Source organism: Bradyrhizobium sp. 6(2017), assembly GCF_011058295.2.
In the GTDB taxonomy this organism is placed as follows: domain Bacteria; phylum Pseudomonadota; class Alphaproteobacteria; order Rhizobiales; family Xanthobacteraceae; genus Bradyrhizobium; species Bradyrhizobium septentrionale.
Map to the genome: position 1 here is coordinate 7,092,913 of NZ_CP049289.2, position 25,491 is coordinate 7,118,403.

A 25,491-nucleotide genomic window follows, 5' to 3' on the forward strand; every position below is an offset into this window, starting at 1 on the left:
GTCGACCTCAGGCCTGGGTGGCGCGGATCAGATCGACGACGGCCTTCGCCTCGGGCCGCGCCTTGATGAAATTGTCGGTCTGCGGCAGCACGCGCTTGCGGAACGCCTCCTTGTCGCATTCGACGACGGTGACGCCCTTTTCCGTAAGCGTCGCCAGCGCCTCCTTCTCCACCGCAAGGCCATGCGCGCGGGTGTCGATCGCGGCCTTGTTGGCCGCGTCGAGGAAGCCTTCGCGCAGCTTGGGATCCATGCGCTTGAAGCTGGCGTCGCTGAAATAGACCGCGAGCGGCGAGAAGATGTGCTGGGTCAGCGCATAGTGCTTCGACGTTTCGTAGAACTTGCTGGCGAGGATGGTCGGCGGATCGTGCTCGAGGCCGTCGAGCACGCCGGCCTGCAGCGCCGTGTAGATCTCGCCGAACGCCAGCGGCGTCGCCGCGGCGCCCATCAGCCGCAGACACTCGGTGATGATCGGATTGGGCAGCGTGCGGATCTTCAACCCGGCGAGATCCTCCGGCGTCTTCACCGGCTTCTTCGCCAGCACGCTGCGCGCGCCGAAATTATAGGCCCAGCCGATGATATGGATGCTGGCGCCCTTGAGCAGCGCATCCTCGATCGGCTTCGCCGCGCCGGCGTTGAACGCCTTGGTCTGCTGCTGATAGCTGGTGAAGAGATAGCCGAGGTCGAAGGTGCCGACCAGCGGCACCAGATTGGCCGATATCGACGATCCCGACACCATCAGGTCGATCACCCCGAGCTTCACCGAGTTGATGACGTCGATCTCCTGGCCGAGCTGGTTGTCCGGGAAGAAGGTGACGTCGATCTGCTCGCCGAGCCCGTTCGCCTTCAGGCTCTTGACCAGATTGTCGTAGTAGACGCGACCGTTGGCGTATTTGGGATCGTTCGGCAGCGACGACGAGCATCGCATCTTCAGGGTCGCGGCCTCGGCGCGGCGGATGATGGCGGGCGCAGCGGCAAGCCATGCCGCGGCCGTGACCGACGATCGCAGCACAATGCGGCGGCTCACCCGGTTCGTCGTCATGATGGTGCTCCTCCCCAGGAACGGATCGTTATTGTGTTGGCCGCCCGCCTGAACGGCGTGAGCTTGGCAGCTGATTTGTCATAATGTATGACAAAACAGATACGGTTGTGCAAGAGCGCGGCGCTGCGGCGGCGCAGGCACCAACCGCAGCGAGGCTTCCGATGTTCCAGACATCCAACGCATTGCGTCGGAGCGTGCACAGCCAGGTCACCGACCACGTCGGCAGCAGCATCGTGCGCGGCGATATCGGCGTCGGCGAGACGCTGCCGCCGGAGATGCAGATCTGCGAGATGATGGACGTCAGCCGCACCGTGGTGCGCGAGGCGATGCGAACCCTGACCGGCAAGGGCCTGATCGAGTCGCGGCCGAAGAGCGGCACGCGGGTGCGGCCGCCCGAGCAGTGGAACCAGCTCGATCCCGACGTGCTCCGCTGGCACCTCGAGACCGCGGAGATCGATCGCTACCTGGCAAAACTGTTCCAGCTGCGCGCCGCGGTCGAGCCCGGCGCCGCAGCGCTGGCGGCAACCCATGCCGAGGCGGACGACATCGCCCGCATTCGCGCCGGCTGCGACGGCATGGACGCGGCGAGGACCAACGACGACTTCGTCACGGCCGACATCATGTTCCATCAAGCGATCTATTTCGCGACCCGCAACGAGTTCTTCTGGCCGATCGCGCAGATGTTCGAGATCACCCTGCGCCAGAGTTTTACGATCGCCGCACCGGGCTCGCACCGCCCGCGCGCGCTGCGCGAACACCGCGCGGTACTCGACGCGATCGCCGCCGGCGAGGCCGAGGCGGCGCGCGCGGCCACCGTCGTGCTGCTGACGAATTCCGCCGATGACCTCGTGCGAATTCGCGGCAGGGAGTTCGAGACGCCGGCGGGCAAACCTGCGCGCAAGCGGTAGTGAGCGCACGACTCTCTCCTCATCGTCGTCCCTGCGAAAGCAGGGACCCATAGCCACCGATGCCAATTGGTTCGCAACGCTGGGGCCACAGCTCGCTTCAACAACACAACCCTGTGGTTATGGGTCCCTGCTTTCGCAGGGACGACCACGAGGATGGTTCTCGATTTCAACCTGTCAAACAACCTGCTCGGTGTCATCGCCAGGCTCGACCGGGCGATCCAGTATTCCAGAGACGCCGGTGCTTGAGCCGAAAGGCCGCGGCGGACTGGATCGCCCGGTCGAGCCGGGCGATGACAGTGTGGGTGGGGACACAGCTTTGCATTCTCGCGACATGATTCGTCCGAGCTTTGCATCTCTTGACCGCCCTCCTCTTGCAGAGGGCGCAGGGAAAGCCGGGTGCCGATCGCACCCATGGGCCCCGAGCAATGGGTAGAAAGCTCGGGGGTAGGACCACAGGTGTAACCGGAGCAATCCGGCTTTCCCTGCGCGATGGGTTACGGCTTACTTCGTGCTCTCCCCGGCGAGACTGGGCTTGTTTGTCACCGCCCTCGCATCACGCCTTCGCGTGTTGCTTGGGGACACCGGCCGCTAGGGCGTCAGGACCACACGACTTCACCGTCCGCTTCGCGTGCTCTCGTCAGCGACACGCTCGGCGTCCACCGCATCCCACACCGCGTTCGTGACGATCGCGACCCGCCCCTCGTATCGGGTGAGACGGGTGAACCTATAGCACTGAGTTGCTCTACTGATAAACCGAATTATTTCTGCACGCGGGGATTGACAGGTTTTTGCTGTGTTGCCCGACGTGTCGAATTGGCAACACTGGTTGCCATCACGATGTGCATGGTAGGATGGGTCGAGCCCAGCGAAACCCATCCTCTCAACGCGCGGATAAGATGATGGGTTTCGCTGCGCTCGACCCATCCTACGATCTACTACGATCCACCAGCCGAACCTCGTCGCAACACAACTATTTCGAGCGTGCCACCGTGGTGCCGTCCCAGTCCTCGTCGGTGGGATTGGCGAGCTGATGCCGGCACCGCTCGATCATCAGCGACGAGGCCGCATCCGCGCCGCGGAGTTGCCGGGAGGTCTCGAACGCTGCGATCGCTGCGGTGAAATCGCCGGCGCGCCAGGCCGACAGTCCGGCCTCATAGGACGCGATCCAGTCGCACGCGATCGCGCCCTCGTCGGCCATTGCGATCAACTCGTAGATGTCGAGCCCGCCGGCGCGGCCGTAGACGGCGAGCCGGTCGAGCTCGCGGACGACGATGCGATCACCGGCCAGACGCCGCGTCTCCGGACCGATGATGATGGTCGAGCCATAGACCTTGTTGGTGCTCTCGAGGCGGCTTGCGATGTTCACGGCATCGCCGATCACGGTGTAGTTGAGCCGCACCTCCGAGCCGATATTGCCGACCAGCATGTCGCCGGAGTTGATGCCGATGCGGATCGCGACCGCGTCTCCCTTGTCGTCGGCGAGGTCGGCCTGCGCCACCGCGCGCTGACAGGCGAGCGCCGCCCGGCAGCAATCCGCGGCGTGATCCGGGTTGGCCGCGGGCGCGCCCCAGAACGCCATCACGGCATCACCGATGAACTTGTCGATGGTACCACCCTCCTTCTGGATCGCCGCGGAGACGACGTCGAAATAGCGCGACAGCAGGGGGATGATGCGGTCGCCGAGCCGCTCCGACATGCCGGTGAAGCCGGCAAGATCGATGAACATCACGCTCATCGGCCGCACCGCGCCGCCTAGCCGCGCGCCGTTGCCGTCGCTGACCAGCCGCCGCACCAGATCGGCGGGGATGTATTTGCGGAACGCGGCGAGCCCCTGCGCCATGTCGCCGATCGCGCCCGAGAGGTTTTCGATCTCGGCAAGGCGCGACGGATGCCGCTCGACCTTGTCGAGGTCGAAGCGCTCGACATGCCGGATCTCGCCGACCACCTTGATCAGGGGCGCCGCGATCAGGCGCTGCGCCAGCCAGGCCGACAACAGGCCGGCGGCCGCGATCAACGCAGCTAGCCCGATCAGGAGATTGCGGATCGTCATCCGCACCGGGCCGAGGAATTCGGATTCCGGCACCACCGTCACCAGCGACCAGCCCGGAAACGAGATCGGCGTCAGCACCGCCTGATAGGCCTGCCCGTCCCGTGTGACCTGCGAGCGGTACGCCTCGCCCTCGCCGGGATCGTAGGCCTTGCCGGCCTGCCTGACCGCGGCGACCGCAACCGGCAGCAGCGGGTGGTCGGTCTTCAGCGCATTCAGCTCGTCGGCGTCGGGATCGGGAGACGCGATCACGCTGCCGTCGCGATCGAGCAGGAAGGCGCCCGCAGACTTGCCGACCGTGAGTTGCGAGAGGAAGTTCGACACTCGGGTCAGCTCGATGATGATGGCGAGCACGCCGGTGCGCTCCCCGTCGACGTCGATCGGCACCGCCAGCATCGCGGCCAGCCGCTCGCCGCGGGGCAGCGTCGTCAGCGTCGACCATTGCTGGTCGCGGGCTGCGATTGCATCGCGAAACCAGGGCTGGTCGGTGACCAGATATTTGCCATCCTCGACGGTGCTATCCCTGAGCTTGATGTCGATGCCGGCATAGTCGTATCGATCGGCCTTGAGCTTGCGGTCGGGTGAGATGGTCAGCATCTCGACGCCGGCATCGCCGAGCTTGTGCCCGCCGAAGAACGAGCCGTCCGGCCAGCCGAATGCAACCCATGAAATGGTCGGTTGCGACTGCAACTGCGACAGGAACACGAACTGCCGCTTGCGCGCGTCGCTTGCGTCCAGCACCTTCTCGGTCAACAACGTCCGCACCGCCGTCATCGACGAACGCGCTTCGGTCGTGATCGACTGCAATTCGTCGCCGACCGCGGAGACGATCTGGTCATTGATGGTGTCGGCCAGGGTCTGGCTCACCCGTTGTGCGGTGCGCCACCACAACAGATGCACGCCGACGGCGCTGACCACGATCGAGGTCAGGACGAGGGCCGAGATGGCGCTGCGGATGCCGATGCGCATCGTTGGGGTCCGTATCAACGGTTTCATTACCGCACTACGGAACATATCAGGGTTTGTTTCACCCGCACGGCCTTGGCGTAGCGCCCGGACACGGCCCTGTGACCATAGTTGAATGTGCCGGCGACGAAACTTCTGGATTGTTGGCCGCGTACACGCCAAGACAAGACAGTTACCTCGAAGGTCCATTGATGCACGACGTCTCGATCCCGGCAGCCCTGATCGCCGGCCTTGTCAGCTTCCTGTCGCCCTGCGTGCTGCCGCTGGTGCCGCCCTATCTGATCTATTTGACCGGGGCGACCATCGAGCAGGTCAATCAGGACGGCGCCACCGCGGCCTCCAAGCGCGCGGTGATGGTGGCGGCGCTGATGTTCGTGCTGGGCTTCTCCACCGTGTTCGTCGCGCTCGGCGCCAGCGCCTCCCTGGTCGGCGGGCTGGTGCGGGCATGGTCGGCCGAGCTCTCGATCCTGGCCGGCATCGTCATCATCATCATGGGCCTGCACTTCCTCGGCGTGACCCGGATCGGCCTCTTGATGCGCGAGGGGCGCATGACCGCACCGAAGCCGGTCGGGCTGTGGGGCGCCTATGTCATGGGCCTTGCGTTCGCGTTCGGCTGGACGCCCTGCATTGGGCCGATCCTGGCGGCCATCCTCTCGATTGCGGCCGCCGAGGCCACGGTGACGAAGGGCGCCGGCCTGCTCGCGGTGTATTCCGCCGGGCTCGGCATCCCGTTCCTGCTGGCGGCCTTCATGATCAAGCATTTCTCCTCGCTGTTCGCGCGGATGAAGCGCCATCTCGACACCGTCGAGCGGGTGATGGGCGTGCTGATGGTCGTGACCGGCATCGGCTTTCTGACCGGCGCCGTCTCCGGCGTCAGCGTCTGGCTGCTGGAAACCTTCCCGGCGCTGCAAAATATCGGCTAGGCGCGTAACAAGCCCGCCACGACCGGCGAAACTCCTGCCATGACGGGCCCGTAGCTTTTAGCTCGTGCCCTTTGCCGCGCGTGCGCCCAACGGGCGCAGGCGGCCTGGCGAGATATTCGGGAGGGTTCGCATGAATTTCATCGTTAATTTGCTGATTCTGCTGCCGGCGCGGATCGCTTCGCATTTTTCGTGGGCCGGGCCGCTGATCATGCGGATCATCGTCGGCTACACCTTCATGCTGGCCGGCTGGGGCAAGCTCACCAACCTCGCCCAGGTCACCGAGAATTTCGTCGGCTGGGGCATTCCGTTCCCGACCATCCTCACCCCCTTTGTATCAGGCGTCGAATGCTTCGGCGGCGCGATGCTGATCCTCGGCCTGTTCACACGCATTCCCGCCGCGATGCTCGCGGTGGTGATGATCGTCGCGATCAGGTCGGCGAAATGGGGCGACGTCGATTCGCTGGAGACGCTGCTCGGCTTCGAGGAAGCGACCTACTTCGCCGCCTTCATGTGGCTTGCGATTGCAGGTCCCGGCGCCGCCTCGCTCGACCGCCTGCTGGTCAACGCGGTGGCCGGCCAGAAGGCGGCGACCTGAGAGGCTGGCTCACGATCCCGTGACATGGCGAGCCCCGATCCGGGCGGGCACGTAGCTCACACGACCCCTCGCCGCCAGGAGCGCGCCATGAGACTTGTCCGCACCATCGCAATTCTCGTGGCGTTGAGCGCGTCACCATCGCTGGCGGCGGACGGCCCGGCATGGAGCGACTGGGGCCACGATCCGTTCGCACGCGCCACGGCCGAGAAGCGCTTCGTCATCCTCGATCTCGAGGCGGTGTGGTGCCACTGGTGCCACGTGATGGAGAAGACGACCTACGCCGACCCCAAGGTGCAGGAACTACTGTCGGCAAGATATCTCCCCGTCCGCGTCGACCAGGACGCCAATCCGGACCTCTCCAGCCGCTATGGCGACTGGGGCTGGCCGGCAACCATCGTGTTCGCGCCTGACGGCACCGAGATCGCGAAGATCAGGGGCTATATCGAGCCGGAGCGGATGCAGTCGCTGCTCAAGGCCATCATCGACGATCCCTCGCCGGGCCCGTCGGTCGGCGAGGCCTTTGAGGTCAAGCCCGCCGCCTCGGCCTTTCTCGGCAAGGCGCAGCGCGCTGAGCTGAATAAGGCCTTCGACGAGTCCTACGACGAGAAACTCGGCGGCTGGGGCGAGAACCAGAAATATATCGATGCCGACAGCCTCGACCTTGCGATCGGCCGCGCCGAAGCCGGCGACGCCACGGCGACAAAGCGCGCGAGGCAGACGCTCGATGCCGCGATCGCGCTGATCGATCCGGTGTGGGGCGGCGTGTTCCAGTATTCCGAGGCCGGCTCCTGGAAGCGACCGCATTTCGAGAAGATCATCTCGTTCCAGTCGCAATATCTGCGGCAATACAGCCACGCCTATGCGCTGTGGAAGGACCCGAAATATCTCGCGGCCGCGCGCGACGTCGAGCGTTACCTGACAAGCTTCCTGCTGAGCCCCGACGGCGCCTTCCATGTCAGCCAGGACGCCGATCTCAATCACGATGTCGACGGCCACACATACTACGCGCTTGATGATGCCGAGCGCCGCAAGCTCGGCCTGCCCCGCATCGACAAGAACCTCTATGCGCGGGAGAACGGCTGGGCGATCTCGGGTCTCGTGGCCTATCATGACGCGAGCGACGATCCGAAGGCGCTTGAGATCGCCGAGCGGGCGGCAAAATGGGTGCTGGCCAATCGGGCGCTGCCGGATGGCGGCTTCCGCCATGGCGAGACGGATCGCGGCGGCCCCTTCCTCGGCGACACCGTCGCGATGGGACAGGCCTTGCTCGATCTCTACGCCGCGACCGGCAATCGCGACTGGCTGACGGCGGCAGCGAAGGCAGGCGATTTCGTCGCGGGCTTCCGCGACGAGGCCGGCGGCTTCTTCACCGCGAAGACGTCGGAGGGAAAGCGGGCGTGTTTGCAAAGCCCGCAAAACTGATCGACGACCAGATCCAGGTCGCGCGTTTCATGAACATGCTCAATCGCTATACCGGCAGCAACGGCACCCGCGAACAGGCGGCGCATGCCATGCGTTACTTGAGCGCGGCGTCGGCCGAGATGCCGCGGCCGCTGCCCGGCGTGCTGCTCGCCGACGAGGAGCTCGCGGTCGAACCGACGCATGTGACGATCGTCGGACACAAGGATGACGGCCGCGCGCTAGCGCTGCATGCGATCGCCCGCGCCCAGCCCGCCCGCTACAAGCGGCTCGAATGGCTCGACCTCCGCGAAGGCAAGCTGCCCAACCCTGATGTCGACTATCCCGATCTCGGCGAGCCCGCGGCGTTTGCCTGCAGCAACCGCATCTGCTCATTCCCGGCGTTCAGTGCCGAGGAATTGCAGGCGAACGTGGCGCAGATGGCGAAGCTCAAGCCGGCGCGATCAGCGCAGAATGATTAAAATGCAGAGAGTGCGATGCAGCAAACCGATCGGCACCGCGCAATGAAACACTCTTTGATCCGCGGTGTTTGACATGAACCGGGCATCAGACCCGGGTCGAACAAAATTTTCTTTTGAAGCGCTGTAACCAAATCGCCTGATACCCCGTAGCTGATTTTGGACCAGCACTCAAATCGCGGGAAGCACCGCGCCGCGGACGCCCCTGCGATCTGATTGTTCTCCGAATGTCCATCCGTTGTGCGGTCCGGGATCGAACGATCATCGGATACTCACGGACCACGTTTACTGCATTCAAACAATCACCGAGGAGATCGTCATGAAGTTGAATTCGAAGTCCGGCGCCACGCTCGCCGTCGCTGCGGCCACCCTGTTCCTCGCCGGCTCCGTGGTTTCAACCACCTCGACCGCCGCCAATGCCGCCACCGGCAAGTGCATGGCCGGCAATGCCTGCAAGGGCCAGAGCGCCTGCAAGGGCGGCGCCAATTCCTGCAAGGGCCTGAACGCCTGCAAGGGCACCGGCTTCTCGATGGCCTCGGAGAAGCAGTGCATGGCTCAAGGCGGCAAATTCGTCAAAGGCTGATCGCAGCGGTCAACGGCCGGAGAAGGCCCGGCACGCAGACCGGGCTTTCTTCATTGCGAGCAGCAAAATGTCCGTCCTTGGTGTAACCAGGACGGACTGCTGTGCGTAGCTATCAATCGGGTGCAGCCCTGGTCCGGGACTGTCGCAGGCCGGCGGGCGCCGCACCTTCAACCATCGTCCGTAAGGAGACGCTCATGAATGTTACGACCAAGTCCGGCGCCACACTTGCCGCCGCTGCAGCCACGCTGTTCCTCGCCGGTGCTGTCGTGTCGACGCCGTCCTACGCCGCGGGCGAAGGCAAATGCATCGGCGCCAACGCCTGCAAGGGCCAGAGCTCCTGCAAGGGCGGCAACCACGCCTGCAAGGGCCAGAATGCCTGCAAGGGTCAGGGCTTCTCGTCCATGACCAAGGATCAGTGCACCACCGCCAAGGGCAAGTTCGAGCCCGCCTGAACCGATCGAGCGGGACGAGGCCCGGCATAGGCCGGGCCTCGTTTCCATGTTAGTTTTGCAGACGAGACGCTGCGATTGCAGCGCCTGCCACGCGGAGACGCCATGAACGTCGCAAGCCGATTGCCCACGACGGCGCACACGGGGCAAACGATGCAAGCGGCCAAACCGCCGTTCCTGGGCTTTGGCCTCGGCCTGCGCGCGCAGCACTACGACGAGATCCTGAACGGCAATCCGCCGATCGACTGGTTCGAGGTGATCAGCGAGAACTACATGCTGCCGGGCGGCCAGCCGCTGCGCATCCTCGACCGGATCTGCGAGCGCTATCCCGTGGTGATGCACGGCGTCTCGCTGTCGATCGCCTCCACCGCGCCGCCGAATTTCGACTATCTGGAGGGCCTGAAGGACCTCGCAAAACGCGTGCAGCCGAAATGGGTGTCGGACCATTTGTGCTGGACCGGCGTGCACGGCAAGAACCTGCACGATCTGCTGCCGATCCCCTACACAGAGGAGGCGCTCGATCATGTCGTGAGCCGCGTGCAGCTGGTGCAGGATGTCCTCGGTCGCGCGCTGGTGCTCGAGAATGTCTCGACCTATGTGCAGTTCAACAATTCCGAGATGACGGAGTGGGAATTCCTCTCCGAGCTGTCGCGCCGCTCCGGCTGCTGGCTGCTGTTCGACATCAACAATGTCTATGTCAGCGCCTTCAACCACGGCTATGATCCGATGGCCTTCCTCAACGGCATTCCGGCGGATCGCGTGGTGCAATTTCACATGGCGGGCCACAGCCATATGGAGACGCACATCATCGACACGCACGACCATCCGGTGTGCGAGGATGTCTGGGAGCTCTATGTCGCGGCATTGCAGCGGTTCGGCCGGGTCTCGACCATGATCGAGCGCGACGACAACATCCCGCCTCTCGACGAATTGCTGATCGAGGTCACGCGCACCCGCGAGATCGCGGCGCAGGTGCTGGGCGCGGGCGCGCCGGCGGCATGAGCGACTTCGCGCGCCAGCAGGGCGACTTCCAGCACGCCATCCTCACCGGCGACGATAATATCCTGACCGAAATCCTCGACAGCCCCAGGGAGACGCGCGCGACGCTGTTCGGCGTCTACCGCCACGCCTATGGCTCGCGGCTGGTCGAAGCGATGCGCAACGACCACGCGCTGCTGCATCGCTTTCTCGGCGACGAGATGTTCGACGAGATGGGCCACGCCTACGTCAGGGCACGGCCATCAGAGCATCCGAACCTGCGCTGGTTCTCGCAATGGTTGCCTGACTTCCTGAAGTCCGCCGAACCCTACAGCCATCATCCGGTGCTCGCCGGCCTTGCCGCGCTGGAGAAGGCGCTGAACGACGCCTTCGACGCCCGCGAGGGCGCCGTGCTCGCGCTGGAGACGATGGCGGGTTTCGCGCCCGAGGTCTGGAACGACCTGGTGTTCCAGCCGCATCCGAGCGCTGCGCGGATCGACCTGTCGACCAATGCCGCCGCGATCTGGATCGCACTGAAGAACGACGAGACGCCACCCGAGGCGGCGACGCTGGCCGAGCCCGCCCGCCTCCTGATCTGGCGCCAGGACACCACGCCGATGTTCCGCGAGCTGCCGGCCGAGGAAGCGATGATGTGGGACGAAGCCTCTGCCGGCATTCCGTTCGGCGTGCTCTGCGAGATGCTCGCGACCTATGACGATCCCGACGGTGCTGCAGCACGCGGCGCCGGCTATCTGCACGGCTGGATCACGGCGGGACTGCTGACGGCGGCATCGGTTCGCGAATAGGGGCGCGGCATGAGCGCCGAGATCATCAACCACTTCATCGAGCGCCTCACCTGGGACGAGGTCGCGCGGCGAATTGCGGCTGGCCGACCGGCGATCCTGCCGATCGGCGCCGCCGCCAAGCAACACGGTTTCCATCTGCCGCTCAACACCGACCGCGTGCAGGCCGAGTGGTTTGCGGCGCATCTCGCCGAACGCATCGACGCACTGATCTGGCCGACCCTCACCTACGGCCACTACCCCGCTTTCATCAACTATGCCGGAAGCGCCAGCCTGTCGGCAGCAACGTTCGAAGCCATGGTGCATGAGATCGCCGCCGGCATCCTCGACAACGGTATCAGCACCTTGTTCGTGCTCAACACGGGAGTCAGCACTCTCGCTCCGGTCGAACGCGCGCTGGCGGGTTTCGAACCGGCCAAGGTGACGCATCTGCGGCTCTATCAGGGCCCGCGCTTCCGCCGCACGGCCGAGCAGATCTCCGAGCAGCGCCATGGCAGCCACGCCGACGAGCTGGAGACGTCCCTGATGCTGGCGCTGGCACCGGATGTGGTCGATCCGGAACGCGCCGAAGCCAGTCCCGCTTTGCGCTACGAGGTGCCGGGCCGCCTGACGCCGTCGGACAGCAATTCGCCGAACTACAGCCGATCCGGCAGCTACGGCGATCCGACGCTGGCGACATCAGCCAAGGGCGCGGCGCTGCTCGCGGCCATTCTCGACGATCTCAGCGATCAGGTGACCGCGGCCCTTGGCGAGAACGACAGGCCACAGCCGCGCGGCACGCCGCGATGAAGAGCATCCCGACCTATCGCGTGATATCAGCCGCGATGCTGGTCGCGGCGATCCTCATCGGCATCGTATCATGTCACGTCAAGGCACAGTCCGAGTTCATGCGCGGCGAAGGCATGCCCTACGACGCCTTCGACCGGCTGCCCAGGACCGATCTCGAAGTGTCTGGTGGCACCATTCATGTCGGGTTCGCGCCCGGCAACATGGCGCTGCCCAAGGAGAAAATATTCGACTGGATCAAGGCGTCCGCCAGAGCGGTCTCGATTTACTACGGCCGGTTTCCCGTCAACTCGCTGCGGCTTCTGCTGGTGCCGGTCGACGGCTCGCGCGTGCGCGGCGGCACCACATGGGGTTATCGCGGCGCTGCGATCCGGCTGCCGATCGGCCGCGATGCCGATGCGGACGATCTCAAGCGCGACTGGGTGATCGTGCACGAGATGGTGCACACCGCCCTGCCCGATCTCGACGACCGCTACGCCTGGCTGTCGGAAGGGCTCGCGGTCTATGTCGAGCCGGTCGCGCGCGTGCAGGCCGGCGACCTGACGGCGCAGGAAATCTGGCAGGCGATGGTGCGCGACATGCCCAAGGGCCTGCCGCAGGCCGGCGACGAGGGCCTCGACAATACCGACACCTGGGGCCGGAAATACTGGGGCGGCGCGATGTTCTGCCTGTTCGCGGATGTCGAAATCCGCAAGCGCACCGGCAACAAACTCGGCCTGCAGGATGCCGTGCGCGGCGTGCTCGCCGCCGGCGGCAATCACGAAAAGGACTGGCCGATCGCGCGCGTGCTGTCCACCGCCGACAAGGCGGTCGGCGTCGACGTGCTGACGCGGCTGCATGACGAATGGGGATCAAAGCCGGTGACACCCGATCTTGCCGGACTGTGGCGCGATCTCGGAGTGAAGATGAAGGGTAATAGTATTGCGTTCGACGACAACGCGCCGCTGGCGGCGATCCGCAAGGCGATCACCGAGGCGCGCGCCGGATAGCTGTCCGCTTCGCGGCTGCACATAACCCAACTCCGCTGGCTTTTGGCTGCGCGATATCCGAATATTCAAGAATCGCGGCAATCCACGTGGGAGACCGATGGGCCAGGATCATCCGACACGCGCCAGCTGGCCGGTCTTCCGTTCGCTGGCCGCATTCCGGCCGAGCGACCTGCCCGGCGACCTGATCGCCGGGCTGACGCTTGCCGCGATCGCGATCCCGGAGCAGATGGCGACCGCGCGGCTTGGCGGCTTCTCGCCGCAGATCGGCTTCTTTGCCTTCATGGCGGGCTCGCTCGGCTTTGCGATGTTAGGGGCCAACCGCTTCCTGTCCTGCGGCGCCGATTCCACGATCACGCCGATCTTCGCGGCGGGCCTCGCGCTGATGGCAACCGCGGGTTCACCCGACTATCAGTCGCTGGCGATGGCGCTGGCGCTGATGGTCGGCGCGATCATGATCGCCGGCGGCCTGTTCAAGCTCGGCTGGGTCGCCAATTTGCTGTCGACGCCGGTCACAGTCGGCTTCCTCGCCGGCATCTCCGTCCACATCCTGGTCTCGCAACTGCCCGGCGTGCTCGGCCTGACCACGCCGGACGGGCCGACGCTGTACAAGCTCGGGGTTCTCGCGGCAGAGATCGGCCAAACAAATTTCTATACGCTGGCGATCGGCCTCGGCGTGCTGGCGCTGGTCGCGGGATCGGAGAAGATCAGCGCGCGCATTCCGGGCGCGCTGATCGGCCTTGTCGTGGCCACCATTGCTGTCATCGCCGGCCATCTCGAAAGCAAGGGCGTCAAGGTGGTCGGCATCGTGCCGGGGTCGCTGCCGAAGCCGTCATTTCCGGACATCGCACCGGAGCGATGGATCAAACTGTTGTCGCTGGCGATCCTGATCGCCATCGTGGTCATGGTGCAGACCGCGGCGACGACGCGTTCGTTTCTGTCAGATCCGGACAAGCCGGCCGACGTCGATCGCGACTTCCTCGGCGCCGGTGCCGGCAGCCTCTTGTCCGGCCTGTTCGGCGCCTTCCCCGTCAACGCCAGTCCGCCGCGCACCGGCATCGTCTCGGAGACCGGCGGACGCACGCAGCTCGCCGGGCTGTTCGCCGCGACAATCGTGCTCGCGCTGCTCGCGTTCGGCGCGACGCTGCTCAAACACGTGCCTGACGCTGCGCTCGGCGGTGTGCTGCTGTTCGTGGCGCTGCGCATCATCCGCGTGAAACAGATCGTCGCGATCTTCCGCCAGTCGTTCTACGAATTCCTGCTGGTGCTGGCGACGGCGGCCGCGATCATCGTGCTGCCGATCGAGCAAGGCGTCGCAGTCGGCATCGCGCTGTCGCTGCTGCACGGCATCTGGACCACGACGCGGGGCCAACTGGTGGAATTCGTCCACGTGGCTGGCACCACGATCTGGTGGCCGACGGGTCCGCACGTCACCGGCGAGCGCAAGCCCGGCATTGCCGTCGTCGGCCTGCAGGCGCCGCTGTCGTTCCTCAACGCGCAAGGCTTTCACAGCGACGTGCTCAAGACCATCGGCACGGCGACGCCGAAACCGCTTCTGCTGGTGATCGAGGCCAGCGGCATGATCGAGATCGATTTCACGGCGGCGCAGGCGTTGCGCGATCTGTTTCGCGAATGCCGCGATGACGGCGTGACGGTGGCGGTGGCGCGGCTCGAATCCGCACGCGCGCAGGACGCGTTCGAGCGCTTCGATCTCTACGCGGTTCTGCCGCGCGACCACGTCTTCCGCAGCGTCGACGAAGCGGTGCGGACGCTGGGCCCACAGGCGAGTAATTCGTAGCCCGGATGAAGCGAAGCGCAATCCGGGATTCTCTCGTGCATTGATGAACCGTCCCGGATTTCGCTTACGCTCCATCCGGGCTACGGGGACTCGCCTCGGCCGGAGCAACTCAAGCCTGCTCGCCCTCGAGCGTCGGATGCTCCCTCAGGACGTCGGCCTTGATGGAATTGGTGTGGATGGCGCGGAACAGCGCCCGGCCGGTCTTGATGTTGTTGGCCTTCATGCAGAGGCCGACGATCTCGCGCACCGCGGAATCCCGCATCATCTCGTCGGATATTTTCATCGCGATCTCCATCGCGGTCCTGGCGGCACGCTCGTAGCGCTCACGCTCGACCTGATGCTTGTTCGGCGAACGCTTCTCGGGCGCGCCGACCGCCTCGGCGCAGCTAGCGGCGTCGCGGCAGATCGCGCGTATCCGCTGCGCAGCCTCGATATCGCCGAGCGGCTGCTCGACGGGATCATCCCAGATGTCTTTGCGCTTGGCCTTGCTGAACGTCCACATCGCCGTACCCCGAAAGCGCGGCGAGCATAGCTGGCCTGGGCACAACCTGTGAACCGCAGAGTCCTCTCGGCGCAAGAGCGAGATGCTGGCTATGGCATCATGGCCACACCGGAACAGCCGATCCGGCGAGTGACTTGATGTCACACGCGCATCAAGCCGATCGTTGCGGCCCGATCGCCTCGAACTGCGCCTTTTGCTCGTCACTGAGGGTGGCGTAGAAATTCTCAAGCGCGGCGCGGACGTCCTTGACAGCCTGCAGCATGACGTCGAGCCGATTCGCAACGGAGGCGAGACGCGCCGGCGGGGTCATCGCGTCGTTGGGCTGGCACGCCGCCTTCAGTTTGCGGGCCGCATCGGCGCTGGTGTCCTGAAGCGCCTGGAGCGCTGCGCGCTGGGCGTCGTTGAGCTGCATCCGGGCCTGGATCTCGCTCGTCGGCCAATCCTGCGCGGCACCCTGCGCAGCGCCGCAGTTCCGGGCGACTGCCGCGTTCTGGTCACCTTTGGGATCGCGCGCCGCGGCTTCCTTGCGCTGGCTGTCGGCGAGCGCGTTGAACCGCGCCTTCTGCTCATCGTCGAGCAGGCCGTAGAATTTCTCCAGCGGCGGCCTGACGGTTGCGACCGCCGTCACCATCGCTTCGATCCGCTGCTGCATGGCGGCGAGGCGGTTCGGCGCGGTCAACACCACCTGTGCAGGACATGCCGCCCGAATGGTGCGGGCGGCTGCGAGCGACGCTTCGCCGAGTTCGCCGAGCGCAGCCAGCTGCGCATCGGTCGGCTGCACAGTATCCGCAATCTGATCCACCGGCAGGCCGGCAATCGAGCGGCTGTCATTGCCGCACATCTCTTCGATCCGCCCGCCGCCGCGATATCGGCGGCCCGGCCTGCGATCTGGCAGATAGCCCCTGAGATCGTCATAACCATAGGGACCGAAGATGCCGGCATAGATGTCCGGATAGCCGTAGCCCCAGAATCCGAGATCGTCGCCCCAGACCGCGTAGTCATAGATGTCGTTGTAGGCGAACGGCCAGAACAGCGGGCCGACCCAACCATAGCCGCCGCCGGAATGCTGCCACCAGCCGCTGGCGACAGTCCCGCCGTGCCAGCCGGCGAGCGCCGCGGCCGCCGCGATCTGCGCACGCGCCGCCGGGTTGCTCAACAGCCGGCCGTTGCGCAATGCGCCGTTGCGCGACAGCGAGTTGAACGCATTGCGCATGTTGCCGGGCTGGCCGAAATTTGCCGCCCCGCGCGACACGAAGGCGCCATGGCCGGCGAAGCCTGATCGCGGGATCGCGTGCGAACGGCCGAACCCGCCATGATGGCCGCCGCCGAAATGCATGTGGCCAAAGCCATGCCCGCCATGTCGATGACCACCGCCATATCCATGGCCACCGCCATGTCCATGGCCACCGCCGTGCCCGTGACCGCCACCATGGCCTCCTCCATGGCCGCCACCGTGCCCGCCGCCGCGGGCGATCGCGTCGCCCGACAGCGCCATGGCAACGATCATGACTGCAATTCCGATTGCTCGTCCGATCACTCGTCTCGCTCCGCGCCAATACACTACGGCACAGGAAAGACGCCGGACGGACGGAAAAGTTCCGCGCGATCGCGGCGCGCAACCGCTCGCGGATACTGCGCTGCTGAGTAACGGCGCCTCAGGCGGCCGGGACGATCTTTCCGGGATTGAAGATGTTCTGCGGATCGAGCGCCTGCTTCAGCGCCCGCATCGCGTCGAGCGCCTCCACCCCGAGCTCGGCCTTGAGATATTTCTGCTTGCCCTGGCCGATGCCGTGCTCGCCGGTGCAGGTGCCGCCCATCGCCTGCGCGCGTTCGACCAGACGATGCATGAACTCCTCGCCGCGCGCCATCTCGTCCTCGTTGTCGATGTCGCACACCAGTGAGCAGTGGAAATTGCCGTCGCCGACATGGCCGACGATCGGCGACATCAGGTTGAGCCGCTTCAGATCGTCCTCGGTCTCGGTGACGCAGTCGGCAAGCCGCGAGATCGGCACGCAGACGTCGGTCGCGACGACGCCGATGCGGTCGCCGGGACGCAGCGCCTTCACCGACCAGTAGGCGTCATGCCGGGCCTGCCACAGCCTGGTGCGGTCCTCCGGCTTGGTGGTCCAGGAGAAGTCGCCGCCGCCGCATTCGGCGGCGATGTCGCGGAAGTTCTTCGACTGCTCGGCGACCTCGACCTCGCTGCCGTGGAATTCCAGCAACAGCAGCGGCGTCTCCGGCAGCGACAGTTTCGAATAGCTGTTGCAGGCCTTCACCTGCTCGGCATTGAGCAGCTCGATGCGAGCGACCGGGATGCCGGTCTGGATCGCGAGGATGGTCGCCTGGCAAGCGCCGCGCACCGTCTCGAACGAACAGGCGGCGGCGGCGATCGTTTCGGGAATGCCGCGCAGCTTGATGGTGAGCTCGGAGATGATGCCGAGCGTGCCTTCGGCGCCGATGAACAGATGCGTCAGGTCGTAGCCGGCCGACGACTTCTTGGCCCGCGTGCCTGTGGTGATGATCTCGCCGTCGCCGCGCACCACCTTCAGCGCCAGCACGTTCTCGCGCATGGTGCCGTAGCGCACCGCGTTGGTGCCGGAGGCGCGGGTCGAGGTCATGCCGCCGAGCGAAGCGTCGGCGCCGGGATCGATCGGAAAGAACAAGCCCTGGTCGCGCAGATGCTCGTTGAGCGCCTTCCGCGTCACGCCGGGCTGGATCACGCAGTCGAGGTCCTCGGCATGCACCTCGAGCACCTTGTTCATGTCGCGCAGATCGATGCAGACGCCGCCCGCAGGCGCATTGACCTGGCCCTCGAGCGAAGTTCCGGTACCGAACGCGATCACCGGCACGCAGTTCGCGGCACAGATCCGCACCACGTCCTGAATGTCAGCCGTCTCCTGCGCCATCACCACTGCGTCCGGCGGCTGGTTCGGCAGCCATGTGGTGGTATGGGCGTGCTGTTCGCGCACGGCCAAAGACGTGACGAGCCGGTTGCCGAACCGCGCCGCCAGCGCGTCGATCGCGCGCTTCAGGGCCTGCGGCTCAGGTCGCGTCAAATTGCTCGAAATCGTTGTCGCCACGTCAAATTTCCTCCCGGCTTTAGCCGACCGTGGCAAAGCTTGTATAAGGGGTCAAGAGAGCCGGACTTGAAAAAGTGGCCGCCGGAGTCACAGAAAAGCTCATGCTCGAACGCCAGCAAACCGGGGGATGGACGATGACGCCAGTGACTGCCGCAAGCGAGATGCCGATCCCGCCGGCCCCGTTCAAATCCTCGCTGATGCAGATCGAGCCGCAATGGATCGATTACAACGGCCATCTCAACATGGCCTACTACAACGTGATGTTCGACCGCGCCATCGACGAGATGTGGCTGCAGCTCGGGATCGGGCCGGCCTACATGACGGCGCGGCACTGCTCGACGTTCACCGCCGAGTGTCACGTCCGCTACTTGCGGGAGATTCATCTCGGCGATCCCGTGCAGGTCTCGGTGTTCCTGCTCGGCGCCGACGAGAAGCGGCTGCACACCTTCGAGGAGCTGCGCCACGCCACCGAGGGCTGGCTCTCGGCGACCTCGGAAAACCTCACGCTGCACATCGACATGGAGGCGCGCAAGGTGGCGCCGTTTCCGCCTGACATTCAGACGCGTGCCCGGGCGATCGTGGAGAGCTATGCGGGCGTGCCGCGTCCGGAGGGCATCGGCCGCAACGTGGCGATGCCCTCCACCAAGACGTAACCAAGCGCCGCGTTAGACCCTTGTGCGGCCACGCGCCAATCCGACCACCGCCGACACCAGGAACAGGATGATGGCGATGAAGAAGATCGCCTTGGCGATTTCGATCGAGGCGCCGGCGATGCCGCCGAAGCCCAGAATTCCCGCGATCAGGGCGATGACCAGGAATGTGACGACCCAGCTCAGCATGATCAAACCTCCGCTTCGTTTCCTCGTTCGTTTCCCAGCGCGGACCTCTGCCCGGCGTCGAACTTGTTGAAACAATCCTGCGGGGAAACGCTGGTTCCTGATCGCGAAACCGCGAGATTTTCGCCGATTTCAGGAACCAGGCCGGTTGTACGCTGCTGCCAAAAGCGTTCCTGTCGGCCGCGATAAAACCTGTCAAAACGGCCGATCAGGCCCTATATGCCCCTCAATCCCTGTTAAGAAGGCTCCCCTTCACCGTCCCGCGGTGCCATCGTGGGGCCGAGACGATTCGCTGATGACCGAGCCGAGCAAATTGCCCCCTCACGGCGTCCCCGAGCACCAGCCGGTGGCTGGGGGCATCGCCGCGCGTGCGCGGGCGGCGGCGGGTCCGCAATATCTCCAAGGCCTCAATCCGGAGCAGCGCGAGGCGGTCGAGACGCTCGACGGCCCCGTGCTGGTGCTCGCCGGCGCCGGCACCGGCAAGACGCGGGTGCTGACCACGCGCATCGCGCATATCCTGAGCCAGGGCCGCGCGCGGCCGCACGAGATCCTGTCGGTGACCTTCACCAATAAGGCGGCGCGCGAGATGAAGCTGCGGCTCGGCCAGATGCTGGGCCAGGCGGTCGAGGGCATGCCGTGGCTCGGCACCTTCCACTCGATCGGCGGCCGCATCCTGCGCATCCATGCCGAGCTGGTGCAGCTCAAATCCAACTTCACGGTGCTCGACGTCGACGACCAGGTGCGGCTGCTCAAACAGCTTCTGCAGGCCGAGAACATCGACGACAAACGCTGGCCGGCGCGGATGCTGGCCGGCCTGATCGACAGCTGGAAGAACCGCGGGCTGTCGCCGTCGCAGGTGCCGTCGGGCGAGGCCGCCTCGTTCGGCAACGGCAAGGGCGGCAAGATCTACGCGACCTATCAGGAGCGGCTGAAGATCCTCAACGCGGCCGATTTCGGCGACCTGCTGCTCGAGAACATCAGGCTGTTCCGCGAAAATCCCGATGTGCTCCGGCAGTACCAGAACCGCTTCAAGTTCATCCTGGTCGACGAATATCAGGACACCAACGTCGCGCAGTACCTGTGGCTGCGGCTGCTGTCGCAGGCGCCGACGCAGCCCGGCCTGCCGCTGTCGGCGGTGATTCCGGGTCCGATCGATGATGCGGCCGCAAAGCAAGCAGCAAGCGCACAGCCCGCGCCGGCCGCTCCCTCCGCGCCGCTCAAGAACATCTGCTGCGTCGGCGACGACGACCAGTCGATCTACGGCTGGCGCGGCGCCGAGGTCGACAACATCCTGCGCTTCGACCACGATTTTCCGGGCGCCAAGGTGATCCGGCTCGAGCGCAACTACCGCTCCACCGGCCACATCCTGGCCGCGGCCTCGCATCTGATCGCGCATAATGAAGGCCGGCTCGGCAAGACGCTGCGCACCGAGGATGTCGACGGCGAGAAGGTCACCGTCACCGGCTCCTGGGATTCGGAGGAGGAAGCGCGCGCGATCGGCGAGGAACTCGAGGAGCTGCAGCGCGCCGGCGAAAACCTCAACGACGTCGCCATCCTGGTGCGCGCCTCGTTCCAGATGCGCGAGTTCGAGGACCGCTTCGTCACGCTCGGCCTGCCCTACCGCGTGATCGGCGGCCCCAGATTCTATGAGCGCGCCGAAATCCGCGATGCGCTGGCCTATCTGCGCACCATCAACTCGCCGGCCGACGATCTCGCCTTCGAGCGCATCGTCAACGTGCCCAAACGGGGCCTCGGCGACGCCACCGTGCAGCTGCTGCACGACCATGCCCGCAAACGCCGCATTCCGCTGTTCGAGGCGGCGCGCACCGTGGTCGAGACCGACGAGCTGAAGCCGAAAGCGCGCGGCTCGTTGCGCGATCTCGTCATGCAATTCGACCGCTGGCGCGCCCAGCGCGAGGTGGTCTCACATACCGAGCTCGCCGAGATCGTGCTCGACGAGAGCGGCTATACCGAGATGTGGCAGAAGGATCGCTCGGCTGATGCCGCGGGCCGGCTGGACAACCTCAAGGAACTGGTGCGTTCGATGGAGGAATTCGAGAACCTGCAGGGGTTTCTCGAACATATCTCACTGGTGATGGACCGCGACGGCGAGGCCGGCGACGAGGCGGTGTCGCTGATGACGCTACATTCGGCCAAGGGGCTGGAATTCGACAATGTGTTCCTGCCGGGCTGGGAGGAAGGCCTGTTCCCGAGCCAGCGCACGCTGGATGAACAGGGCCGCGCCGGGCTCGAGGAGGAGCGCCGCCTCGCCCATGTCGGGCTGACCCGCGCCCGCCGCCGCGCAAAAATCTATTTCGCCACCAACCGCCGCATCCATGGCACCTGGTCGACCACGATCCCCTCGCGCTTCCTCGACGAGTTGCCGGCGCACAATGTCGAGATCACCGAATCCAAGGGCGGCTCGGGCTGGGGCGGCAGCGGCGGCTATGGCGCCTCGCGCTTCGACAACCTCGAATCATTCGGCTCGAGCTATTCGACCCCGGGCTGGCAGCGCGCCCAGGCCAACCGCGGCCGCGGTGGCGGGGGGCGCAGCGGCGGCTTCGAGGAGCGGCAATCGCCATTTTCAGGTTCGCGAAGCGATACCTCCACCTCGCGGACCGATGCCTCCTCGGGCGGCTTCAATCGCAGCAAGCGCGGCCCCATGGTGATCGAGGGCGAGCTGGTGGCGAAATCCACCGGCACGGTGTCGGAATTCTCGCTGGAGGATCGGGTGTTTCACCAGAAATTCGGCTACGGCCATGTGGTGAAGATCGACGGCAACAAGCTCACCATCGCCTTCGAAAAGGCCGGCGAGAAGAAGGTGGTCGACAGCTTTGTGGAACGGGTGTGACACAGCCGCCTTCCTTGGCGGCCTTCCCTGTTCGTAGCTCTTGACCCCAGTTGAATTCACGGGTTGAGATGGCCCCATGGTCCGGGGAGGGTTTTTCCTTTTTGTCATCGCGCTCACTGCGCCGTCGCTGGCGGTCGCGGAGACGATGAGCTTTGGCGATTCGGCCGCGCAGCTCGCCAAGGCCTGCGGCGCCGACATCACCGCCAACTGCCGCGGCGTCAATCTTGACGCCACTCGCCTCAAGGAGTGCCTGTCGCGCAACCGCGACGTGATATCGCCGCAGTGCAAGGAGACTTACTTCTCCACCCTCGACACGATCCAGAAGCGGATCGCGGCGCGCGTGACGGTTGCAAACGCCTGCACCCGCGAGATCGTCAAGGTCTGCAACGGCTCGACCAAGGAGACCAGCAAGGCGGTGCCCTGCCTCGTCGCAGCCAAGGGCGTCAGCCGCAATTGCGCCCAGGCGATCAATGACGCGGGGTATCAATGATGCGGCTGTCGACGGGCGGCTTGCGCGATCTTGGCCTGTTGGGTCTTCTCGCCGCGCTGACGTTGCTGGCGGCGCCGCTCGTGCAGGCGCAGACCGCGGTCACGCGCGACGACGTCATCGCCAAGCTCAATCATTTCGAGACCGACGCCGCAATCGACGTCCCGGCGCTGCGCCAGCAGACGCTCGAACGATCGAAGTCGCGATCGAAGAACGAGCCGCCGCCGCAAAAGCGCCCGCCGATCGCTCCCGATCTGACCAAGCTGCCGGCGTTCAATGCCGACATCGCGTTCGACGTCGACACGCCGATCGTGATGCCGGAATCGTATCAGACCGTCGGGCGGATCGCCGATGCGCTGACGCATTCCTCGCTGCTGCCCTACACATTCCTGATCGTCGGCCACATCGAATCGACCGGACGGCGCGACAACAACGTGCTGCTGAGCCAGCGGCGCGCGGACGCGATCCGCGACATCCTGGTCAACACCTTCAAGATCGCGCCGAAGCGCCTGCAATCGGTCGGGCTCGGCGAAGAGCAGCTGCTCGACCCCGCCCGCCCCAACGCGCCGGTCAACAACCAACTGCAGATCATGCTGGTCGCGAAGGTCGCCGACGAGCCGCCCGCGCACCCCGCGCCGGCGGCGGCCGCCAAGAAGCCGGCGAAGCCAGCCAAGAGGCACTAGCGCGGCTTTTCTGCACGCCGCAGAATAGATTTCTGCGCTGCCGGGTGATTGCGGAACGGAATATGCGTTCCTATCTGCGCTTGACCCGCATCCCGCCCCGCCCGGGCCCCAATCCGCGCGCGCCCCCCTCCCTCACGCTTTCGATCCTTCATGTCGCCGATCATTTCCGTATCCAATCTTTCGAAGACCTACGGCTCCGGCTTCAAGGCGCTGAAGGGCATCAATCTTGATATCAACCGTGGCGAGATCTTCGCGCTGCTCGGGCCGAACGGCGCCGGCAAGACCACGCTGATCAGCATCATCTGCGGCATCGCCAATCCGAGCGAGGGCCGCATCATGATCGGCGGCCACGACATCATCGGCGACTATCGCGCGGCCCGCTCGATGATCGGGCTGGTTCCGCAGGAACTGCACACCGACGCGTTCGAATCGGTCTGGGCGACGGTGAGTTTCAGCCGCGGCCTGTTCGGCAAGCCGAAGAACCCCGCCCATATCGAGAAGGTTCTGCGCGACCTGTCGCTGTGGGACAAGAAGGACGACAAGATCATCACACTGTCCGGCGGCATGAAACGCCGTGTGATGATCGCCAAGGCGCTATCGCACGAGCCGCAGATCCTGTTCCTCGACGAGCCCACCGCCGGCGTCGATGTCGAATTGCGCAAGGGCATGTGGGAAGTGGTTCGCACGCTGCAGGCTGCCGGCGTCACCATCATCCTGACCACGCACTACATCGAGGAAGCCGAGGAGATGGCCGACCGCATCGGCGTCATCAACAAGGGCGAGATCATCCTGATCGAGGACAAGGCGACCTTGATGCAGAAGCTCGGCAAGAAGCAGCTGACGTTGCATTTGCAGAGCAAGCTCGACGCCGTTCCGCCCGCGCTTGCCGCCTACCATCTCGAATTGTCCGACGACGGCCGCGCGGTGACCTACGATTACGACACCAAGGGCGACCGCACCGGCATCACCAGCCTGCTCAGCGACCTCCGCAATGCCGGCATCCGGATCTCCGATCTGGATACGAAGCAATCCTCACTCGAGGACATCTTCGTCTCCATCGTGAGGGCGCCATGAATTATCGTGCAATCCGGGCCATCTATCTGTTCGAAATGGCGCGCACCTGGCGCACGCTGCTGCAGAGCATCGTCTCGCCCGTGGTGTCGACCTCGCTGTATTTCGTGGTGTTTGGCGCCGCGATCGGCTCGCGCATCACCCAGGTCGAGGGCGTCAGCTACGGCACCTTCATCGTGCCGGGGCTCGTGATGCTGTCGGTGCTGACGCAGAGCATCTCCAACGCCTCGTTCGGCATCTACTTTCCGAAATTCGTCGGCACGATCTACGAGATCCTGTCGGCGCCGATCTCCTATTTCGAGATCGTGATCGGCTATGTCGGCGCCGCCGCCACCAAGTCGATCATCCTCGGCCTGATCATCCTGGCGACCGCCGGACTTTTTGTACCTTTGCATATCCAGCATCCGGTGTGGATGCTGACCTTCCTGGTGTTGACCGCCGTCACCTTCAGCCTGTTCGGCTTCATCATCGGCATCTGGGCCGATGGCTTCGAGAAGCTGCAGATGATCCCGATGCTGGTGGTGACGCCGCTGACCTTCCTCGGAGGCAGCTTCTATTCGGTGAACATGCTGCCGTCGGGCTGGCGCACCATCACGCTGCTCAATCCCGTGGTCTATCTGATCTCCGGCTTCCGCTGGAGCTTCTATGAGATCGCCGATGTCAGCGTGCCGCTGAGCCTCGGCATGACCGTGGGATTCCTGGTGGCGTGCATGGCCGTCGTGGCATGGATCTTCAGGACCGGCTACCGGCTGAAGAACTGACTTGCGAAAGCAAGTCATTCCGGGGCGCGCCTTAGCGCGAACCTCAGATGCGCAATCGCGCGTCGGGGAATCTCGAGATTCCGGGTTCATGCTTCGGATGCCCCGGAATGACGGTCACCGTCTCAATAACAATGGAAATGGCCGTGGCGGTAATAGCCGCGGCAGCGGTGGCCACGGCGGTAGCCGCGATCCGGGATGCCGAACACGCCCTTGACCGCGCCCATGGCGCCGCCGACACCAGCGCCGACGGCACCACCGACCACGCCGCCCACCGGGCCGGCGACCCGGTTGCCTTCATAGGCACCCTCATGGGCCCCGCGGACGATGCCCTGGGCATGGCCGGGATGGGGGACTGCCACCAGCGTCAATGCGAGGGCTGCGGCCGCAAGCAGGAGCCGCGCGGAGAGGCCGGCGGGGACGACGGCCGCGGTCTTAACCTTGGTATTGTTCATCTGGATTCCTTGAAGCTCGGCGCGATTGCG

The 25,491-nt window shown here is 65.2% G+C and carries 25 protein-coding genes; 18 read left to right on the plus strand and 7 right to left on the minus strand.

Going from position 1 to position 25,491, the window contains the following annotated elements; translation table 11 throughout:
- Positions 1–7: 7 nt before the first annotated feature.
- Entirely contained in the window at positions 8–1,039 is a 1,032-nt protein-coding gene (locus tag G6P99_RS33635) for a TRAP transporter substrate-binding protein (protein ID WP_029078861.1), read from the minus strand.
- Between the two features lie 161 nt (positions 1,040–1,200).
- Here G6P99_RS33635 and G6P99_RS33640 point away from each other — a divergent pair, with 161 nt between their 5' ends.
- Positions 1,201–1,947: a FadR/GntR family transcriptional regulator gene (locus G6P99_RS33640; RefSeq protein ID WP_245284542.1), complete on the plus strand. Its 747-nt coding sequence runs from the start codon at positions 1,201–1,203 to the stop codon at positions 1,945–1,947.
- Positions 1,948–2,917: 970 nt separating this feature from the next.
- Here the strand turns inward: G6P99_RS33640 and G6P99_RS33645 are convergent.
- Complete coding sequence (locus tag G6P99_RS33645; RefSeq protein ID WP_165125055.1) at positions 2,918–4,963, minus strand: adenylate/guanylate cyclase domain-containing protein; 2,046 nt, start codon at positions 4,961–4,963, stop codon at positions 2,918–2,920.
- A gap of 188 nt (positions 4,964–5,151) precedes the next feature.
- On the opposite strand from G6P99_RS33645, the gene G6P99_RS33650 reads away from it, so the two are divergent.
- From G6P99_RS33650 to G6P99_RS33700, 11 genes are all read left to right on the plus strand, one after another.
- Positions 5,152–5,883 carry a cytochrome c biogenesis CcdA family protein gene (locus G6P99_RS33650; protein WP_156928408.1) on the plus strand — a complete coding sequence of 244 codons (732 nt, stop codon included), beginning with the start codon at positions 5,152–5,154 and terminating at the stop codon, positions 5,881–5,883.
- A gap of 130 nt (positions 5,884–6,013) precedes the next feature.
- On the plus strand, positions 6,014–6,478 hold the full coding sequence (locus tag G6P99_RS33655) for a DoxX family protein (protein WP_029078864.1): 465 nt from the start codon (positions 6,014–6,016) through the stop codon (positions 6,476–6,478).
- A gap of 87 nt (positions 6,479–6,565) precedes the next feature.
- On the plus strand, positions 6,566–7,900 hold the full coding sequence (locus G6P99_RS33660) for a DUF255 domain-containing protein (RefSeq protein WP_165125058.1): 1,335 nt from the start codon (positions 6,566–6,568) through the stop codon (positions 7,898–7,900).
- Positions 7,876–8,358 carry a hypothetical protein gene (locus G6P99_RS33665; protein ID WP_029078866.1) on the plus strand — a complete coding sequence of 161 codons (483 nt, stop codon included), beginning with the start codon at positions 7,876–7,878 and terminating at the stop codon, positions 8,356–8,358. Before G6P99_RS33660 ends, G6P99_RS33665 begins: the two co-directional genes overlap by 25 nt.
- Before the next feature lie 316 nt (positions 8,359–8,674).
- The gene (locus tag G6P99_RS33670) at positions 8,675–8,938 is read left to right on the plus strand and encodes a hypothetical protein (protein WP_029078867.1); all 264 of its coding nucleotides are present in this window, start codon (positions 8,675–8,677) and stop codon (positions 8,936–8,938) included.
- 194 nt (positions 8,939–9,132) lie between these two features.
- The gene (locus G6P99_RS33675) at positions 9,133–9,390 is read left to right on the plus strand and encodes a hypothetical protein (RefSeq protein WP_165125061.1); all 258 of its coding nucleotides are present in this window, start codon (positions 9,133–9,135) and stop codon (positions 9,388–9,390) included.
- A gap of 150 nt (positions 9,391–9,540) precedes the next feature.
- Complete coding sequence (locus tag G6P99_RS33680; RefSeq protein WP_035976316.1) at positions 9,541–10,389, plus strand: DUF692 domain-containing protein; 849 nt, start codon at positions 9,541–9,543, stop codon at positions 10,387–10,389.
- Complete coding sequence (locus tag G6P99_RS33685) at positions 10,386–11,171, plus strand: DNA-binding domain-containing protein (RefSeq protein ID WP_051346054.1); 786 nt, start codon at positions 10,386–10,388, stop codon at positions 11,169–11,171. Before G6P99_RS33680 ends, G6P99_RS33685 begins: the two co-directional genes overlap by 4 nt.
- Before the next feature lie 9 nt (positions 11,172–11,180).
- Positions 11,181–11,957, plus strand: coding sequence for a creatininase family protein (locus G6P99_RS33690; RefSeq protein WP_029078870.1), 777 nt, complete (start codon positions 11,181–11,183; stop codon positions 11,955–11,957).
- A complete protein-coding gene (locus G6P99_RS33695) occupies positions 11,954–12,943 on the plus strand; it encodes a hypothetical protein (RefSeq protein ID WP_029078871.1) in 990 nt (329 codons plus the stop codon). The genes G6P99_RS33690 and G6P99_RS33695 overlap by 4 nt, the downstream gene beginning before the upstream one ends.
- Before the next feature lie 97 nt (positions 12,944–13,040).
- Positions 13,041–14,738 (plus strand): SulP family inorganic anion transporter, encoded by a 1,698-nt coding sequence (locus G6P99_RS33700; protein WP_029078872.1) that lies wholly within the window; start codon positions 13,041–13,043, stop codon positions 14,736–14,738.
- A gap of 109 nt (positions 14,739–14,847) precedes the next feature.
- Here G6P99_RS33700 and G6P99_RS33705 read toward each other — a convergent pair whose 3' ends face one another.
- The 3 genes from G6P99_RS33705 to G6P99_RS33715 all read right to left on the minus strand — a co-directional run bounded on the left by G6P99_RS33705 (position 14,848) and on the right by G6P99_RS33715 (position 18,320).
- Positions 14,848–15,240: a hypothetical protein gene (locus G6P99_RS33705; protein ID WP_029078873.1), complete on the minus strand. Its 393-nt coding sequence runs from the start codon at positions 15,238–15,240 to the stop codon at positions 14,848–14,850.
- Between the two features lie 151 nt (positions 15,241–15,391).
- Positions 15,392–16,747 (minus strand): Spy/CpxP family protein refolding chaperone, encoded by a 1,356-nt coding sequence (locus tag G6P99_RS33710; protein WP_245284543.1) that lies wholly within the window; start codon positions 16,745–16,747, stop codon positions 15,392–15,394.
- A 148-nt stretch (positions 16,748–16,895) separates the two neighbouring features.
- A complete protein-coding gene (locus tag G6P99_RS33715; protein ID WP_165125064.1) occupies positions 16,896–18,320 on the minus strand; it encodes an FAD-binding oxidoreductase in 1,425 nt (474 codons plus the stop codon).
- 161 nt (positions 18,321–18,481) lie between these two features.
- Between G6P99_RS33715 and G6P99_RS33720 the strand changes: the two genes are divergently transcribed.
- Positions 18,482–18,973, plus strand: coding sequence for a thioesterase family protein (locus G6P99_RS33720; RefSeq protein ID WP_029078876.1), 492 nt, complete (start codon positions 18,482–18,484; stop codon positions 18,971–18,973).
- A 12-nt stretch (positions 18,974–18,985) separates the two neighbouring features.
- Here G6P99_RS33720 and G6P99_RS33725 read toward each other — a convergent pair whose 3' ends face one another.
- Positions 18,986–19,159 carry a DUF1328 domain-containing protein gene (locus tag G6P99_RS33725; protein ID WP_021077209.1) on the minus strand — a complete coding sequence of 58 codons (174 nt, stop codon included), beginning with the start codon at positions 19,157–19,159 and terminating at the stop codon, positions 18,986–18,988.
- 292 nt (positions 19,160–19,451) lie between these two features.
- Between G6P99_RS33725 and G6P99_RS33730 the strand changes: the two genes are divergently transcribed.
- The 5 genes from G6P99_RS33730 (at position 19,452) to G6P99_RS33750 (ending at position 25,009) form a co-directional block, all read left to right on the plus strand.
- Positions 19,452–22,007: an ATP-dependent helicase gene (locus G6P99_RS33730; RefSeq protein ID WP_029078877.1), complete on the plus strand. Its 2,556-nt coding sequence runs from the start codon at positions 19,452–19,454 to the stop codon at positions 22,005–22,007.
- Between the two features lie 76 nt (positions 22,008–22,083).
- Complete coding sequence (locus G6P99_RS33735; protein ID WP_029078878.1) at positions 22,084–22,497, plus strand: hypothetical protein; 414 nt, start codon at positions 22,084–22,086, stop codon at positions 22,495–22,497.
- Positions 22,494–23,177 (plus strand): OmpA family protein, encoded by a 684-nt coding sequence (locus G6P99_RS33740; protein ID WP_029078879.1) that lies wholly within the window; start codon positions 22,494–22,496, stop codon positions 23,175–23,177. The genes G6P99_RS33735 and G6P99_RS33740 overlap by 4 nt, the downstream gene beginning before the upstream one ends.
- A gap of 150 nt (positions 23,178–23,327) precedes the next feature.
- On the plus strand, positions 23,328–24,251 hold the full coding sequence (locus G6P99_RS33745; protein ID WP_029078880.1) for an ABC transporter ATP-binding protein: 924 nt from the start codon (positions 23,328–23,330) through the stop codon (positions 24,249–24,251).
- The gene (locus G6P99_RS33750) at positions 24,248–25,009 is read left to right on the plus strand and encodes an ABC transporter permease (protein WP_029078881.1); all 762 of its coding nucleotides are present in this window, start codon (positions 24,248–24,250) and stop codon (positions 25,007–25,009) included. The genes G6P99_RS33745 and G6P99_RS33750 overlap by 4 nt, the downstream gene beginning before the upstream one ends.
- Positions 25,010–25,131: 122 nt before the next feature.
- On the opposite strand, the gene G6P99_RS33755 is transcribed toward G6P99_RS33750, so the two are convergent.
- Entirely contained in the window at positions 25,132–25,461 is a 330-nt protein-coding gene (locus G6P99_RS33755; protein WP_029078882.1) for a hypothetical protein, read from the minus strand.
- Between the last annotated feature and the right edge of the window lie 30 nt (positions 25,462–25,491).

Excerpts from the sequence above, each read along its gene's own strand:
- G6P99_RS33635 (WP_029078861.1), bottom strand. The coding sequence starts at position 1,039 with ATGACGACGAACCGGGTGAGCCGCCGCATTGTGCTGCGATCGTCGGTC.
- G6P99_RS33640 (WP_245284542.1), top strand. The coding sequence starts at position 1,201 with ATGTTCCAGACATCCAACGCATTGCGTCGGAGCGTGCACAGCCAGGTC.
- G6P99_RS33645 (WP_165125055.1), bottom strand. The coding sequence starts at position 4,963 with ATGCGCATCGGCATCCGCAGCGCCATCTCGGCCCTCGTCCTGACCTCG.
- G6P99_RS33650 (WP_156928408.1), top strand. The coding sequence starts at position 5,152 with ATGCACGACGTCTCGATCCCGGCAGCCCTGATCGCCGGCCTTGTCAGC.
- G6P99_RS33655 (WP_029078864.1), top strand. The coding sequence starts at position 6,014 with ATGAATTTCATCGTTAATTTGCTGATTCTGCTGCCGGCGCGGATCGCT.
- G6P99_RS33660 (WP_165125058.1), top strand. The coding sequence starts at position 6,566 with ATGAGACTTGTCCGCACCATCGCAATTCTCGTGGCGTTGAGCGCGTCA.
- G6P99_RS33670 (WP_029078867.1), top strand. The coding sequence starts at position 8,675 with ATGAAGTTGAATTCGAAGTCCGGCGCCACGCTCGCCGTCGCTGCGGCC.
- G6P99_RS33675 (WP_165125061.1), top strand. The coding sequence starts at position 9,133 with ATGAATGTTACGACCAAGTCCGGCGCCACACTTGCCGCCGCTGCAGCC.
- G6P99_RS33680 (WP_035976316.1), top strand. The coding sequence starts at position 9,541 with ATGCAAGCGGCCAAACCGCCGTTCCTGGGCTTTGGCCTCGGCCTGCGC.
- G6P99_RS33685 (WP_051346054.1), top strand. The coding sequence starts at position 10,386 with ATGAGCGACTTCGCGCGCCAGCAGGGCGACTTCCAGCACGCCATCCTC.
- G6P99_RS33690 (WP_029078870.1), top strand. The coding sequence starts at position 11,181 with ATGAGCGCCGAGATCATCAACCACTTCATCGAGCGCCTCACCTGGGAC.
- G6P99_RS33695 (WP_029078871.1), top strand. The coding sequence starts at position 11,954 with ATGAAGAGCATCCCGACCTATCGCGTGATATCAGCCGCGATGCTGGTC.
- G6P99_RS33700 (WP_029078872.1), top strand. The coding sequence starts at position 13,041 with ATGGGCCAGGATCATCCGACACGCGCCAGCTGGCCGGTCTTCCGTTCG.
- G6P99_RS33705 (WP_029078873.1), bottom strand. The coding sequence starts at position 15,240 with ATGTGGACGTTCAGCAAGGCCAAGCGCAAAGACATCTGGGATGATCCC.
- G6P99_RS33710 (WP_245284543.1), bottom strand. The coding sequence starts at position 16,747 with ATGATCGTTGCCATGGCGCTGTCGGGCGACGCGATCGCCCGCGGCGGC.
- G6P99_RS33720 (WP_029078876.1), top strand. The coding sequence starts at position 18,482 with ATGCCGATCCCGCCGGCCCCGTTCAAATCCTCGCTGATGCAGATCGAG.
- G6P99_RS33725 (WP_021077209.1), bottom strand. The coding sequence starts at position 19,159 with ATGCTGAGCTGGGTCGTCACATTCCTGGTCATCGCCCTGATCGCGGGA.
- G6P99_RS33730 (WP_029078877.1), top strand. The coding sequence starts at position 19,452 with ATGACCGAGCCGAGCAAATTGCCCCCTCACGGCGTCCCCGAGCACCAG.
- G6P99_RS33735 (WP_029078878.1), top strand. The coding sequence starts at position 22,084 with ATGGTCCGGGGAGGGTTTTTCCTTTTTGTCATCGCGCTCACTGCGCCG.
- G6P99_RS33740 (WP_029078879.1), top strand. The coding sequence starts at position 22,494 with ATGATGCGGCTGTCGACGGGCGGCTTGCGCGATCTTGGCCTGTTGGGT.
- G6P99_RS33745 (WP_029078880.1), top strand. The coding sequence starts at position 23,328 with ATGTCGCCGATCATTTCCGTATCCAATCTTTCGAAGACCTACGGCTCC.
- G6P99_RS33750 (WP_029078881.1), top strand. The coding sequence starts at position 24,248 with ATGAATTATCGTGCAATCCGGGCCATCTATCTGTTCGAAATGGCGCGC.
- G6P99_RS33755 (WP_029078882.1), bottom strand. The coding sequence starts at position 25,461 with ATGAACAATACCAAGGTTAAGACCGCGGCCGTCGTCCCCGCCGGCCTC.